The organism is Pseudoxanthomonas sp. SE1, assembly GCF_029542205.1.
Classification (GTDB): domain Bacteria; phylum Pseudomonadota; class Gammaproteobacteria; order Xanthomonadales; family Xanthomonadaceae; genus Pseudoxanthomonas_A.
In genome coordinates, this window is the sequence record NZ_CP113783.1 from 1,240,952 (window position 1) to 1,255,901 (window position 14,950).

The window sequence follows — 14,950 nt, forward strand, 5'->3', positions numbered from 1 at the left end:
GCCCGAGGGCGCTCCTACAGGGATCTTGGTGGTTGCAGGTGCAACTTTTGCGGGGCTTGCCAAGCGCTGGCCTGAGCGGTTACGGTCGCCCCATGCCCTGCCGCACCTACATCAATAACAACCGCAACAACCTGCGCCCGAACAACGGGACGCGGGCGATGCGGCTCTGCGACTAGGCAAGAAAGACCTGCCGGATTCCAGAAACCCGCATCGCAAGATGCGGGTTTCCTCGTTTCAGGCCCCCGATTCCGAACCCCACCCAGGAGCTTCCACCCATGTGTTCCATCTTCGGCATCTTCGGGCTGCAGCCCGGCGACGACGTCCAGGCCCTGCGACGGCAGTCGCTGGAACTCTCGCAGAAGCAGCGCCACCGCGGCCCCGACTGGAGTGGCGTGTATCACGACCATGGCGCCATCCTGGTGCACGAGCGCCTGGCCATTGTCGATCCGGCCGGTGGCTCGCAGCCGCTGCGCTCGGCGGACGGCGAGCTGGTGCTGGCGGTCAACGGCGAGATCTACAACCATCGCGAACTGAAGGCGGAACTGACGCAGGACTACGCGTTCCAGACGGGCTCGGACTGCGAGGTCATCAATGCGCTGTATCGCGAGGACGAACCTGCCTCCTTCCTCAACCGCCTCAACGGCATCTTCGCGTTCGCGCTGTGGGATCGGGCGAAAGGGCAGGCCTTGATCGCGCGCGACCCGCTGGGCGTCTGCCCGCTGTACTGGGGACACGACCGCGAAGGCCGCCTGTGCGTGGCCTCGGAGATGAAGGCGCTGGCGCCGATCTGCGCGGACGTGGCGCAGTTTCCGCCGGGCCACTACTACGACACCACCAGCAGGACGCTGGTGAAGTACTACGAGAAGCCGTGGCGCGACTATGCCGCCGTGGAAGGCGTGGAGCTGGCCAAGCAGGAACTGCGCGAAGCCTTCGAGCGCGCCGTGCATCGCCAGCTGATGACCGATGTGCCCTACGGCGTGTTGCTGTCCGGTGGCCTGGATTCCTCGCTGGTCGCGGCGGTCGCGGCGCGTTATGCGCGGCACCGCATCGAGGACAACGACACGACCGAAGCCTGGTGGCCGCGGCTGCACTCGTTCGCCATCGGGTTGGAAGGGTCGCCCGACCTGGCGGCGGCGGAGGTCGCGGCGAAGGCATTGGGCACCGTGCACCACGGCTTCACGTACACGTTCCAGGAAGGTCTCGATGCGATTCCGGAAGTGATCCGCCACATCGAAACCTACGATGTCACCACCATCCGTGCGTCAACGCCGATGTACCTGCTGGCCCGTCGCATCAAGGCGATGGGCGTGAAAATGGTGCTGTCGGGCGAGGGCAGCGATGAGATCTTCGGTGGCTACCTGTATTTCCACAAGGCACCGAACGCACGCGAATTCCACGAGGAGCTGGTGCGCAAGCTGGACGCGCTGCACAACTACGATTGCCTGCGCGCCAACAAGTCGATGATGGCCTGGGGCGTGGAGCCGCGCGTGCCGTTCCTCGACGTGGAGTTCCTCGATGTGGCGATGAAGATGGATGCCCTGCACAAGATGATCGACAAGGGCAGTGCCGGCGCACAGCGGATGGAAAAGGGCGTATTGCGCGAGGCGTTCGAGGGCTATCTGCCGGAGTCGATCCTGTGGCGGCAGAAAGAGCAGTTCAGTGACGGCGTCGGCTACGGCTGGATCGACGGGCTGAAGGCACATGCGGAAGCACAGGTCAGCGATCGTGAACTGGCGGCGGCCGACAAGCGCTTCCCGGTCAACCCGCCGCAGACCAAGGAGGCGTACTTCTATCGCACGCTGTTCGAGCAGCACTACCCCGGGCAGGCTTGTGCGGAGACGGTGCCGGGCGGAAAGTCGATCGCGTGCTCGTCGCCGGCCGCCATCGCCTGGGACGCCAGCTTCGCGAAGATGGCGGATCCCTCGGGCCGCGCCGTCGCTGGCGTGCATGCGTCCGCGCTGCAGGCGACGACGACATGACGCCGTCCGAGGTCGTGCGCGAATGGGTCCGTCGCTTCAATATGGCGGACGTCGATGGCTTGGCAGCGTTGTACGCGGACGAGGCCGTCAACCACCAGGTGGTGACCGATCCGCTGCACGGCCGCAAGGCGATCGCGAACCTGTTCCGCACCGAATTCGCGCGCGCGACGATGGTGTGCGAGGTGGAGCAGATCCTTGAGGACGGCGAGTGGGCCGTCATGGAATGGCGCGATCCGCTCGGACTGCGCGGCTGCGGTTTCTTCCAGGTGCGCGAAGGCCGCATCGTGTTCCAGCGCGGCTACTTCGACCAGCTCAGCTTCTTCCGCCAGCAGGGGCTGGCGGTCCCGGACCACTACCTGGGTTGAGCGTTGGCGGGCCGCAGCGTGAGCGTGTGGATGGCGTCGCCCGGCAGGAATGGCGTCGGCCGTCCGTGTACCCAGTCGTCATGGCCTGCGCCCCAGAACGGCGACATCGGGTGGCCACTCTGGCCGCCCGGCATGTGGATGATGCCGTCGGCCTCGTGGCCGGGCGACACCACCATGCGTTCCGAAGCGCCGAAGGCCGGACCCTGCACGCGCGGCATGGCACCGTCACCAGCGAGCGGTTCGCCCGGCATGCAGAGCTTGGGCTTGAGGAAGGCGGGCAGCGCGTTGGCGAGCGGATGGCAGATCTTCGCGGTATTGCGCTCGCCCCAGCGGCGCTCGGCCAGCGGTCCCTGTTCGGCCAGGTCGTCGCGCACTTCCTTCGCGGCATCTTCCAGCAGGGCGTCCCAGGTCTTGTAGCGGCGGGACAGCAGGTGGGTTGGACGCTGCTCCAGCAGCGGCCACACCACGCCTTCCAGTTGCGGCAGGTCGGGCATGAGGAAGTCGTCGCCCAGTGCGGCCTGCGCCGGCGCGGTCAGGCCGTCGGCGATGCGCGCATGCACGGCGAGGCGCCAGGCACGCACGACGCGGTAACTGACGGAGTCGACGCTGGCGACGCCTTCCCACGTCTTGCCCGCATCCGCGAGCGCTTTCACGGGCGAGTCCGCCGGCGATCTTGCGGCTTCGTCCTGCAGCAGTCGCCACCAGCGCTGCAGGAACACGGCGCGATCGTCGAGCTGGATGGCCAGCAGATCCTTCTCGGTGAAACGCTCCTTCGCCAGCAGGCCGTCGCGGATCTGTTTCGCACGCGCGCCGAGCGCATACCCCCCATCGCCTACCCGCGCCAGCGCATCTCCCTCCAGCACGCGCGCGTTCGCGGTCCATAAACGTTGGTTGGGCGGCGAGGTCAATACCGGCGTGAGCTGGCTGGAGATGAGCCACGGCGTGCACCGGGTTGGGGGTGCGGGTATGGCTGCGGATGCGTCCGCACTGCCGCGCGTAAACTCCAGCGAGTGCGTGCATGCACCCTCGCGCGACGCCAGCGGGCCCAGGATGCGCCACGCGACGCGTCCCTTGTGGTCGGCGATGACGAGATTCTGCGCCGGCGTGGCGGTGCGCTGCGCGACCGAGAGTACGGCGGGAAGATCGCCGGCCGTGGCGAAATCCGCCAGGCCGAAGTTCAGTGCGCCGGGCTGGTGTGCGACCCAGCGCAGGGCCAGCGCCGGCTTGCCCGGGGCGGCGGGGTGCACGATGGGGCCATAGCGCGTGTCGATGACATCCAGCGTGACGTCATCGGCGCCGGCCGCGCGGATGGTTTCGGCATGGCGTTCGGTCGCATCGCAGCTGGCCGGATCATCGCCCTTGTTGCAGGGCTTCACCGGATACCAGTCCGCGGTGTCCGCATAGCTGTTGGTGAACCCCCATGCCACATGCCCATTGCTGCCGACGATGATGGCGGGCAGGCCGGGCAGGCTGAAGCCGGATACATCGACCTTCCCGCCGGGCGCGCGCGGGTTTGGGTAACGCAGGCGTACGCGGAACCAGATGTTCGGCGCCCGCAGGCCCAGGTGCATGTCATCGGCGACGATGGCGCGGCCGTCGGCGGTCAGTGCGCCGGCCACCGCCCAGTTGTTGCTGCCGGGCGTGCCCTTGTCGGCCAGGCGCTGGTGCGACTCGGTGTCCGGCATCGGCAGCGCACGCACGTCGACGTCCGTCGCGGGGGGAAGCACTGCATTGCCACGTGCCTGTCCGTAGAGAGGCGCGTCCCATTCGGTACCGTCGTGGGTCAGCAGGTCGAACAAGGCCGGCGGCACGTGCTGGCGGATCTTCCACAGGCCGAGTTCGCGCAGGTTCTCCGAATCCTGCAGGTCGAAGTACATCGCGTACCCGGCCAGCGCGGAGTCGGCCACTTCCCATGCGCGCGGCGATTGCCGCAGCAGCAGGTAGGGCCACGGACGCGTGCGCAGGTCGCCGAGTCCGGCGTTGACGCCATCGGCATAGGCTTCGAGCTGTGGCATGCGGTCGCCCGCGAACTCGCCCAGGTGCGCGGATACCCGTGCGCGGATACGGTGGGTGCGACGCTTCTTGTCCATGTCCACGGCGATCGGCCCGAACAGTTCCGACAGTTCGCCCGCGGAACTGCGCCGCATGAGGTCCATCTCGAAGTACCTTTCCTGGGCGTGCACATATCCCAGTGCGCGGGTCGCGTCGGCCTCGCTGGCGGCATCGATGGTCACCACGCCCAGCGCATCGCGCTGGATCGAGACCGGCGCCGACAGTCCGGCCAGGCCCGCCTCGCCTTCCAGCCGGGCCAGGCTGCCCCGCATCGACCACCAGACCACCAGCACTGCCACGACAACGAGGGCCAACAGCAGCAGCGCGATGCGCCGGGTCCACTTCAGCATTGCGGGATCCTTGCGGTAGGGGGCGTGATGGTCGCGGCCGATTATTCCATGGAAGCCATGACCGTCACTGCCGCAGCGCAACGACGAACGAGACTGATTCCGATTCGGTCATGGTGGCGCCGGATGCGGCATCCTGTGCGCCTCGCTACCGGAGCCAAGTGCCATGAAAGGCCACCCCGACGTCGTCGATTACCTCAAGTTCCTGCTGCGTGGCGAACTTGCCGCGCGCGACCAGTACTTCATCCATTCCCGCCGCTACGAAGACCAGGGGCTGAAGGCCCTGTTCCACCGGCTCGATCATGAGATGCAGGAAGAAACCCAGCATGCCGACGCCCTGCTGCGCCGCATCCTGTTCCTGGAAGGCGACCCGGACATGCGGCCGGAGCCCTTCGTGGCCGGCACCACGGTCGAAGAAATGCTCCAGCGCGACCTTGATGTCGAGTATGCCGTGCGTGCGCATCTGGCCAAGGGCGTGGCGTTGTGCGAACAGCATGGCGACTATGTCAGCCGCGAGATCCTGCTGGCCCAGCTGAAGGACACCGAGGAAGACCATGCGCATTGGCTGGAGCAGCAGTTGGGCCTGATCAAGCGCCTGGGCATCGAGCTGTACCTCACGTCCAAGCTCGACGGCGAACCTGTTGCGGAATAACCGTTCCCCGTAGAGCCGAGCTTGCCCGGCTGAGCGCGGCGCGTATGCCGCCGCGGAAAAGCAGCGGAGCTCGCTCCGCTCTACGGCCGCTGCAGACGGTAGGCCGCGGTCTCCAGCACACTGAGGCCTTCTTCGCGGAAGCGCGGCTCCTGGTCCAGGATGTCGCGCCGTTCCAGCAGCGTGTGCCGCCACGGTGCGGCGAACAGTGTCTCGACTTCCGCCGGTTCCACCGAGAACGGCGGGCCGGCTTTCTCGGTCTGCGGATATTCCAGGGTGATCAACAATCCCTGGCACCCTGTGGGCAAGGACGCATAGACCGTATCGCGATAGTGCTGGCGCAGGTCCGGGGGCAGTGCGATCAATGCGGCGCGGTCATAGACGCCGGCCACATCCGCGAGCAGGGCGGGATCCAGGCCGAAGGCGTCACCCAGGATGATCTCGATCGGGCCGGCGCTGAAGTGCTGGCCGTAGCGGCTGGTCGTTCGCACGGGATCGAGGTTCGCCTCCTCGAAGAACTGCGTCACCGCCAGCGGCGACAGCTCCACGCCCAGCACGCGGTGCCCTTGCGCCGCCAGCCAGTGCATGTCCAGCGACTTGCCGCACAGCGGTACCAGCACGCGCGACCCTTCCTGCAGCTGCAGCGAAGGCCAGTGCTTCTGCAGCAACGGCATCACGTCGTGGCGGTGGAAGCCGATCTGGCCTTCCTGCCAGCGTTGCAGCCAGAATTCGGCGTCCATTCGTGCGGCCCTCATTGGAAATCCGTGGAGTCGAACTCGCGCGGCTGTTGCAGGAGGGGTTTCAGCCCCGATCGCTTTACAGCGCAAAGAGCTTCGGGGCTGAAGCCCCTCCTACAGCAATGCCGCCCTGCTGCATGCACGTCGTCGCGATGACGAACGCGCCGCAGCGCGTCTCGGTGAATTACTGGACTTCCAGTCCATCGACCTTCTGCCAACCCCGCGGCAGCAACCCACCCCGCGTCGCGCGCGCACCGACGTAGGCATCCAGGTCCTTGAACGACAGGCTCATCGTGCGCTGGCCGCTCTTCACCTGCAGCGTGCCGCCCGGCGACACCGCGGCGATGGCGACGACATGCTCGGTGCCCAGCTTGGCCTTCGGGATCTCGATGATCTTGTTGCCTTTGCCCTTGTCCAGTTCCGGCAGTTCGCTGACCGGGAACGCGAGCAGGTGGCCGGCACTGGTGACGGCGACGATGCGATCTGTCCCGGTGTCGGATACCTGCGCGGGCTGCAGCACGTTCGCGCCCGGGGTCAGGTTGAGCATCGCCTTGCCGGCCTTCTGGCGGCCGGTGAGGTTCTCGAAGCGGGTGACGAAGCCGTAGCCGTGCGAAGACGCCAGCACGAAACGGCTGTCGTTGTCGCCCGTGGCCAACGCCTGGAACGACGCGCCCGCCGCCGGCGAGAAACGGCCGGTCAGCGGTTCGCCGTTGCCGCGTGCCGACGGCAGTGTGTGCACCGCGGTCGAGTAGCTGCGGCCTTCCGAATCGAGGAAGGCGACCTGCTGGGTACTACGCGAGCGCACCGCGCCCAGCAGGCTGTCGCCATCGCGATACGACAGGGTGGAAGCATCCACGTCATGGCCCTTGGCAGCACGGATCCAGCCTTTCGCCGACAGCACCACGGTCATCGGTTCGCTGGCGACCAGTTCGGTTTCGTCCAGCGCCTGCGCGGCGTCGCGCTGCACCAGCGGCGAAAGACGCGCGTCGCCGAACTTCTTCGCATCGGCGGTCAACTCGTCCTTGATCAGCTTCTTCAGCCTGGCCTTCGAGTCCAGGATGCCGGCGATCTTCTCGCGCTCGGCCTGCAGCTCGTCCTGCTCGCCGCGGATCTTCATTTCCTCAAGGCGGGCGAGCTGCTTCAGCCTGGTATCGAGGATGTAGTCCGCCTGCTCCTCGCTCAACTGGAAGCGGGCGATCAGCGCGGCCTTCGGCTCGTCCTCGGTGCGGATGATGCGGATGACTTCATCCAGGTTGAGGAACGCGACCAGCAAGCCTTCCAGCAGGTGCAGGCGGCGCTCGACCTTCTCCAGCCGGTGCTTGAGGCGGCGGGTGACGGTATCGCTGCGGAACGCCAGCCATTCGGTCAGGAACATCTTCAGGTTCTTCACCTGCGGACGCCCATCCAGGCCGATGATGTTGAGGTTGACCCGGCAGCTCTTCTCCAGGTCGGTGGTGGCGAACAGGTGGCCCATCAGCTGCTCGGCGTCCACGCGGTTGGAACGCGGGATGAGCACCACGCGCACCGGGTTGGCGTGGTCGGACTCGTCGCGGATGTCTTCCAGCCACGGCAGCTTCTTGGCGCGCATCTGCGCGGCGATCTGCTCGATCACCTTCGACGGCGACACCTGGTAGGGCAGGGCATCGATGACGATGTTGGCGTTGTCCTTGCGCCAGGTGGCGCGCGCGCGGACGCTGCCGGTGCCGTTCTCGTACATCGCGCGCAGATCGGAGGCGGCGGTGATGATCTCCGCCTTCGTGGGGTAGTCCGGGCCGCGCACGTGTTCGCACAGGTCGGCGATGGTCGCGTCCGGATCATCGATCAGGCGGATGCAGGCGCTGACGATCTCGTTGAGGTTGTGCGGCGGCACGTCGGTGGCCATGCCGACCGCGATGCCGGTGGTGCCGTTGAGCAGCAGGTGCGGCAGGCGGGCCGGCAGCCACGTAGGCTCTTCGAGCGTGCCGTCGAAGTTCGGCGTCCAGTCCACCGTGCCCTGGCCGAGTTCGCCCAGCAGCACCTCGGCGATGGGGGTGAGCTTGGATTCGGTGTAGCGCATGGCTGCGAACGACTTGGGATCGTCCGGCGAGCCGAAGTTGCCCTGACCTTCGATCAGCGGATAGCGATAGGAGAACGGCTGTGCCATCAGCACCAGCGCCTCGTAGCACGCGCTGTCGCCGTGCGGGTGGTATTTGCCGATGACGTCACCGACGGTGCGCGCGGACTTCTTCGGCTTGGCACCGGCATTGAGTCCCAGCTCGCTCATCGCATAGACGATGCGGCGCTGCACGGGCTTGAGGCCGTCGCCGATGAAGGGCAGGGCGCGGTCCAGCACCACGTACATGGAGTAATCGAGATAGGCGCGCTCGGCGTACTCGCGCAGCGGGATCTGCTCGAAGCCGTGGAAGGTGGGGCGGATCGTTTCGGTCATTGCGGGCGTGCAGTCTGTGGGTCGTGGTCGACCCCGCCATTCTACCCGCCACCCCGTCTCACCCGATGCTACCCGGCAGCAGTGGACCGTCCAGCCACAGCCAGCGCGCCAGCCAGGCCGTGGTGAAGGCGATGGCCAGCGTGAGGGGAATGCCGACCCGCAGGAAATCACCGAAGGTGTAACGGCCGGGATTGAGGATCAGCAGGTTGCCGTGGTGGCCGATGGGGGTGAGGAACGACGCCACCGCTCCCATCGCCGTGCACACGACGAAGGGCACCGGATTCAGTTCCAGCCCCGCCGCCAACGCCAGCGCAATGGGGGCGAGCAATACCGTCGTCGCGGCGTCGGACAGGATCTGCGTGAGCAACGCGGCGGTACCGAACATCACCAGCAGCAGCACCAGCGGCGACCAGTGCGCGGTGTGGTTGAGCAGCAGGTCCGCCACCAGCGCCGCGGTGCCGGTCTTCTCCATGGCGATGCCCAGCGGGATGACGCCACCGATCATCACGAAGATGCGCACATCGATTTCCTGGTAGGCGCGCTCGATGTCCACGCAGCGCGTCAGCACCATGGCGACCGCGCCGGCGAGGAAGGCGATGTGCGGCGCGAGCACCTCGGTGGCCGCGGCCGCTACCGCCGCCGCCATGATCAGCAGGGCGATGGGCGCGCGACGACGCGGCTTCTCCCTGCCGCCGAACGGCATCAGCATCAGGAAGCCGTGATGGGCCGCCAACGGTTCGAGGTTCTGCTGCTGGCCCCACAGCACGAGCAGGTCGCCTTCCTGCAGCACCATTTCCGAGAGCTCGCCATGCAGCCAGCCTTCGCGGCGCCACAGGCCGACCACCACCACGCCGAGGTTCCGCAGGAAATCGATGTCGGCGACGCTGCGGCCGACGAACTCGGAGTGCGGCGCGACCACGGCCTGCACCAGTTGCTCTTCGCCCAGGGCTTCGGTCTTCGGTTGCTCGCTCGGTTTTTCGCCGTACTTGGCGACCGCGTGCAGGGCCAGGCCTGGTTCGTTGCGGATGGAGGCGATCTCGTCCGGCGAGGCGCGCACCAGCAGTACGTCACCGGCGTCGAGCTTGCCGTCCATCCGCTGGTTGCGGCGACGCATGCCCTGGCGCAGCCAGTCCACCACCTGGAGCCGCTTGTCGAACGCTTCGGCGAATTCGCCGCGCGTCTTGCCCACCCATGGCGAGGCGTCTTCCACCAGCAGTTCGGTGTAGTAGCGGTCCAGCTTCAGGTAGTCGCCCTGCGGCGTTTCACCCTCGCGCTTGGGCACCAGCCAGCGCCCCAGCAGCATGTAGGCGGTCCCCAGCACCACCAGGGCGGCGCCGATGGGCGTGATGGCGAAGATGTCCAGCCCCGGCAATCCCGCACGTTTGATCAGGTCGTTGGAAAGCAGGAAGGCCGGCGCGCTGAACAAGGTCAGCGTGGTGCCGAGCGAGGCCGCCAGCGACATCGGCATCAGCAGGCGCGATGCCGCCAGTTTCTGCTCGCGCGCGATCCGCATCAGGATGGGCAGCATCATCGCGGTGACCATCACGTGGTGCGAGAACGCCGCCAGCGCGGCCGTGGCGGGCATCACCACGGCGATGGTTCGCCATTCGCTGCCGCCGGCCGCCCTGCCGATGCCGGCCCCGATGCGATCGGTGATGCCGGTGGCGGACAAGCCGGCCGACAGTACGAACACGGCGGCCACGATGATCGCCGGCTCGCTCGCGAAGCCCGACAGCGCTTCCTTCGGGCCGAGGATGCCTGACAGCGTCAGCGCGAGCAGCGCAAGCAGAGCGACCAGGTCGACGCGGAGTTTCTCGCTGACGAACAGACCCAACGTGATTGCCAGGATGGCAAGGAAGAGGATCTGCTGGAACTCCATTCGCGCCCCCTGTTCGATGTCGGGTCGGGTCTCGGGTGCCCAGCCTAACGCGTGTGGTGGCGCGTGCGCCCGGCGTTGCGTTGGGCGGCGGTCGCGCCATGGCGGGATGTGCGGCGCCGTAAAACAAGAAACCCCCGCTTGCGCGAGGGTTTCATGATGCATGGTGCCCAGGAGAGGACTCGAACCTCCACGGTTTTACCCGCTAGTACCTGAAACTAGTGCGTCTACCAATTCCGCCACCTGGGCAGGTAAGCGAGGCGCGCATTTTGTGGGGAGTGCAGGGGATTGTCAACGGTTCCCTTCGCATGGCGTTGTTCAGGCGGGGTGTACCATCCCCCCATGACCAAGAAGACACCACGCAGCGGCGGCAAGACGCCCGCCGGAAAAGGAAGCAAGCCGGGCGGCGCGCCAGGTTCCCGCAACGCCGGCAAGGCGGCCCCCCCGGGCAAGTCTGGCAAGTCTGGCAAGCCGGCCAAGAAGAATCTCCCGCCCTGGATGCCTGATGTGCCCGCGCGGGCGCCTTCCCGCACGCATGCCGGCGGTGCACCCGCCGCCCGCCGGAACCCGGGGTCCGGGTCACGCACGGGCGGTCGTTTCGTCGACCCGCATGCGCAACGCGAAGCGCAGCGCTATGAACAGCCTATCGCCAGTCGCGAGGCCATCCTCGGTTTCCTCGAAGCCGCGGAGGGTCCGCAGACGGCGGAGGAAATCGCCGGTCCGCTGGGCCTGGACGCACCAGAGCGTTTCGATGCGCTGTCCAAGCGCCTGGGGGCGATGGTCCGCGATGGCCAGCTCGTGCAGAACCGGCGCGGAGGCTTTGCGCCGGTGCAGCAGACCGACCTCATCTCCGGCACGGTGATCGCCAATCCGGATGGCTTCGGTTTCCTGCGTCCGGATGCGGGCGGCGACGACCTGTTCCTGCCGCCCTATGAAATGCGCAAGGTCATGCATGGCGACCGCGCGCTGGCCAATGTCACCGGCATCGATCGCCGCGGTCGTCGCGAAGGCAGCATCGCGCGCGTGCTGGAGCGTGGCGTCACCCGCCTGATCGGGCGGTTCGGTTTCGAAGTGGGCATCGCCTACGTGGCGCCGGACGACAAGCGTATCCAGCGCAATGTCCAGATCCCGCAGGATGCGACCGGTGGCGCGCGCGACGGCCAGCTCGTCGTGGTCGAACTGACCCAGGCGCCGGACACGCGGCGCCCGCCCATCGGCAAGGTCATCGCCGTGCTCGGCGACAGCCTGACGCCATCGCTGGTGGTCGAGGCCGCGATCCACGGCCACAACCTGCCGCACGAGTTCCCGCAGGAAGTGCTGGACGAGGCCACCGCGGTGCCGCTGGTGATCGAACCTTCGATGATCGGCGACCGCGTCGACCTGCGCGACATGCCGCTGGTGACCATCGACGGCGCCGATGCGAAGGACTTCGACGATGCGGTGTATTGCGAAAGCAATCGCCAGGGCCTGCGCATGAAGAACCGCAGCGGCTACCGTCTGGTCGTGGCCATCGCCGATGTCTCGCACTACGTGCGCCCCGGCACGCCGCTGGATGATGAGGCGCAGAAGCGCGCGACGTCGGTGTACTTCCCCGGTTTCGTGGTGCCCATGCTGCCGGAGACGTTGTCCAACGGCATATGCTCGCTGAATCCGAAAGTGGACCGCATGTGTTTCGTCTGCGACATGCAGGTCAACAGCGAGGGCGAAGTCACACAATCGAAGTTCTACGAGGCGGTGATGCGCTCGCACGCACGCCTGACCTACGACCAGGTGTGGAAGGCGGTGGGTGAGGGCGACGCCGAGGCGCGCCAGTCCATCGGTACGCTGCTGCCGCAGGTCGAACGCCTGCATGAACTGTATGGCCTGCTGGCCAAGGCGCGCGAAAAGCGCGGTGCGATCGAGTTCGAGACGTCCGAAGTCCGCTTCGAACTGGACAACCGCGGGGAAGTCACCCAGGCCGGCATGTTGCAGCGGAACGATGCGCACAAGCTGATCGAGGAATGCATGATCGCGGCCAACGTGGAGGCCGCCCGGTTCCTGCTGGGCGCGCGCATTCCCGCGCCGTACCGCGTGCACGACCGGCCACCGGAATCCAAGTACGCGGATCTGCTCGAGTTCCTCAAGGAATTCAAGTTGAGCCTGCCGGCCTGGAGCAAGGTGCAGCCACGGGATTTCACCCAGTTACTGAAGAAGATCCGCGAGCGTCCCGACGTGGCCCTGCTGGAATCGGTGGTGCTGCGCAGCCAGAGCCTGGCGGTCTACTCGCCGGACAACGCAGGCCACTTCGGCCTGGCGCTGGAAGCCTACGCGCATTTCACTTCGCCGATCCGCCGGTACCCCGACCTGCTGGTGCACCGTGCCATCAAGTACGCGCTGACCAAGGGCAAGCCGGAGAAATTCCTGTATTCCGGGCACGAGATGGCGGCGCTTTCGCTGCAGTGTTCGGAACGTGCGCGCCGCGCCGACGAAGCCGAGCGCGAGGTCGACGAACGCTACCGCGCGGCGTGGATGGAGCAGCATGTCGGCGGCCAGTTCGATGGCGTGATCAGTGGCGTCACCAGCTTCGGCCTGTTCGTGGAACTGGACCAGTCCAAGGTCAACGGCCTGGTCCACGTGACCCAGTTGCCGCAGGACTACTACCACTTCGATCCGCTGCGCAAGACCTTGTCGGGCGAGCGCCGCGGCATGTCGTTCCGACTGGGCGACCGCGTCCGCATCATCGTGCTGAAGGCCAGCCTGGAGGAACGCAAGATCGACTTCCGTCTGGTCGACGACAAGGCGAAAGACGGTGGCACGCCCTCGCCCCAGCCGCGTGGGCAACCGGCCAAGCGCAGGAAGCAGAAGTACTGATTGAGGCCCGTCGTCCCAGCGCAGGCCGGGATGACGAGCCTATGCCACACCGTCGTCCCAGCGCAGGCTGGGACCCAGCTTGATCTTCACTCTCTTCCCACGGGTGTGCGTGCAGAAGCAGAATCAAGGTGGATCCCGGCTTTCGCCGGGATGACGAGCAGAATCCGCACCGTCGTCCCAGCGCAGGCTGGGACCCATCTTGATCTTTACTCTCTTCGCACGGGTGTGCGTGCAGGAGCAGACTCAAGATGGATCCCGGCTTTCGCCGGACTGACGAGCAAAAGCCGTAACATCGTCCGGCATTTGTGGGGATGACGCGGCCCTTGTCTTCGGGCGCTGCAGGATGGGCGTGGTCCTGCAACGACATACGAATCCCATGCCAGGAGCGTCAGCCCATGTCCATCCCGATCCACACCGGCGGCTGCCAATGCGGTGCCATCCGCTTCCGCGTCAGCGGCGAGCTGAAGGACGCTTCCATCTGCCATTGCCGCATGTGCCAGAAAGCGTTCGGCGCGTATTACGCGCCGCTGGTGTCCACGCGTGGCGCAATGCTGGAGTGGACGCGGGGCGAACCGAAGCGCTTCCAATCGTCCAGTGTCGTCCGGCGTGGTTTCTGTGGCGAATGTGGCACGCCACTGACCTACGAGGCCCCCGATGGCGTGGCGCTGGCGGCGGGTGCATTCGATGACCCCTCGGGATTGTCGCCGTGGGTCCAGTACGGGGTGGAAGGCAAGCTGCCTTACGTGGACACCCTGCCGGCATTGCCGCAGAGGCGCACCGAGGAGGACGAGGCGGCTGCGGCCTTCCTGGCGGGGGTGGTGTCGTTCCAGCATCCGGACCACGACACGGCCGCGTGGTCGCCGCGCTGAGCGACCGGTCGGTGCGATAATGCCGGCCTTTCCAACGCGGCCGTACAGCGCATGAGCAAGCAGAATCAATGGATTGTCGGTGTCAACGCGGTCGCTTCGGCTGTCGAGAACGATGCCGACAACGTGCGCGAAATCCTGCTTGAGGGCGGCAGCAAGAACGCGCGCCTGACCGAGATCGAGGAGAACGCACGCCGCAAGGGCATCGACGTGCGCCGCGTGACCGGCCAGGCGCTGGACGGCGTGGCGGGGGCGTTGCGTCACCAGGGCGTGGTGGCACGCTATGCCGCTGCCCGGACCTGGGACGAGAACGAACTGCAGGGCCTGGTGGAAGCCGCCGAAGGCAAGGCGCTGCTGCTGGTGCTGGATGGTGTGCAGGATCCGCACAATCTTGGCGCCTGCCTGCGCAGCGCCGCCGCGGCCGGCGTCACCGCCGTGATCATTCCCAAGGACAAGTCGGTCGGCGTCAACGCGACCGTGCGCAAGACGTCGGCCGGTGCGGCCGACCGTATCCCGGTCGTGCAGGTCACCAACCTGTCGCGGTGCCTGCGCGACCTGCAGCAACTCGGGGTGTGGATCTATGGGTTGGCCGGGGAAGCCGATGCTTCGCTGTATTCCATCGACCTGCGTGGCAACGTGGCACTGGCGCTGGGTGGCGAAGCCGATGGCCTGCGCCGCCTGACCCGCGAACATTGCGACGGGTTGGTGAAGATTCCCATGCCCGGCGACATCGAAAGCCTCAACGTGTCGGTCGCGGCCGGCGTCACCCTGTTCGAGGCCGTCCGCCAGCGCCAGTAGAGG

10 protein-coding genes and 1 tRNA gene are annotated in these 14,950 nt (G+C 66.8%); 6 read left to right on the forward strand and 5 right to left on the reverse strand.

What is annotated here, in order from left to right; translation table 11 throughout:
• Positions 1-275: 275 nt before the first annotated feature.
• A complete protein-coding gene (gene asnB, locus OY559_RS05670) occupies positions 276-1,979 on the forward strand; it encodes an asparagine synthase B (protein ID WP_277729092.1) in 1,704 nt (567 codons plus the stop codon).
• The gene (locus OY559_RS05675; protein ID WP_277729093.1) at positions 1,976-2,344 is read left to right on the forward strand and encodes a nuclear transport factor 2 family protein; all 369 of its coding nucleotides are present in this window, start codon (positions 1,976-1,978) and stop codon (positions 2,342-2,344) included. Before asnB ends, OY559_RS05675 begins: the two co-directional genes overlap by 4 nt.
• Here the strand turns inward: OY559_RS05675 and OY559_RS05680 are convergent.
• The gene (locus tag OY559_RS05680) at positions 2,332-4,746 is read right to left on the reverse strand and encodes a penicillin acylase family protein (RefSeq protein WP_277729094.1); all 2,415 of its coding nucleotides are present in this window, start codon (positions 4,744-4,746) and stop codon (positions 2,332-2,334) included. The two genes, OY559_RS05675 and OY559_RS05680, sit on opposite strands and share 13 nt — an antisense overlap.
• 163 nt (positions 4,747-4,909) lie before the next feature.
• On the opposite strand from OY559_RS05680, the gene bfr reads away from it, so the two are divergent.
• A complete protein-coding gene (gene bfr, locus OY559_RS05685) occupies positions 4,910-5,395 on the forward strand; it encodes a bacterioferritin (RefSeq protein WP_277729095.1) in 486 nt (161 codons plus the stop codon).
• Positions 5,396-5,475: 80 nt separating this feature from the next.
• On the opposite strand, the gene OY559_RS05690 is transcribed toward bfr, so the two are convergent.
• The 4 genes from OY559_RS05690 to OY559_RS05705 all read right to left on the reverse strand — a co-directional run bounded on the left by OY559_RS05690 (position 5,476) and on the right by OY559_RS05705 (position 10,682).
• The gene (locus tag OY559_RS05690; RefSeq protein ID WP_277729934.1) at positions 5,476-6,132 is read right to left on the reverse strand and encodes a thiopurine S-methyltransferase; all 657 of its coding nucleotides are present in this window, start codon (positions 6,130-6,132) and stop codon (positions 5,476-5,478) included.
• A 181-nt stretch (positions 6,133-6,313) separates the two neighbouring features.
• A complete protein-coding gene (gene parC, locus OY559_RS05695; protein ID WP_277729096.1) occupies positions 6,314-8,557 on the reverse strand; it encodes a DNA topoisomerase IV subunit A in 2,244 nt (747 codons plus the stop codon).
• A 58-nt stretch (positions 8,558-8,615) separates the two neighbouring features.
• On the reverse strand, positions 8,616-10,436 hold the full coding sequence (locus OY559_RS05700; RefSeq protein ID WP_277729097.1) for an SLC13 family permease: 1,821 nt from the start codon (positions 10,434-10,436) through the stop codon (positions 8,616-8,618).
• Positions 10,437-10,597: 161 nt separating this feature from the next.
• A tRNA-Leu gene (locus tag OY559_RS05705) sits at positions 10,598-10,682 on the reverse strand.
• Between the two features lie 93 nt (positions 10,683-10,775).
• On the opposite strand from OY559_RS05705, the gene rnr reads away from it, so the two are divergent.
• The 3 genes from rnr (at position 10,776) to rlmB (ending at position 14,947) form a co-directional block, all read left to right on the forward strand.
• The gene (rnr, locus tag OY559_RS05710; RefSeq protein ID WP_277729098.1) at positions 10,776-13,283 is read left to right on the forward strand and encodes a ribonuclease R; all 2,508 of its coding nucleotides are present in this window, start codon (positions 10,776-10,778) and stop codon (positions 13,281-13,283) included.
• A 395-nt stretch (positions 13,284-13,678) separates the two neighbouring features.
• The gene (locus OY559_RS05715) at positions 13,679-14,152 is read left to right on the forward strand and encodes a GFA family protein (protein ID WP_277729099.1); all 474 of its coding nucleotides are present in this window, start codon (positions 13,679-13,681) and stop codon (positions 14,150-14,152) included.
• A gap of 51 nt (positions 14,153-14,203) precedes the next feature.
• Positions 14,204-14,947: a 23S rRNA (guanosine(2251)-2'-O)-methyltransferase RlmB gene (gene rlmB, locus OY559_RS05720; RefSeq protein WP_277729100.1), complete on the forward strand. Its 744-nt coding sequence runs from the start codon at positions 14,204-14,206 to the stop codon at positions 14,945-14,947.
• The last annotated feature ends 3 nt before the right edge of the window (positions 14,948-14,950 follow it).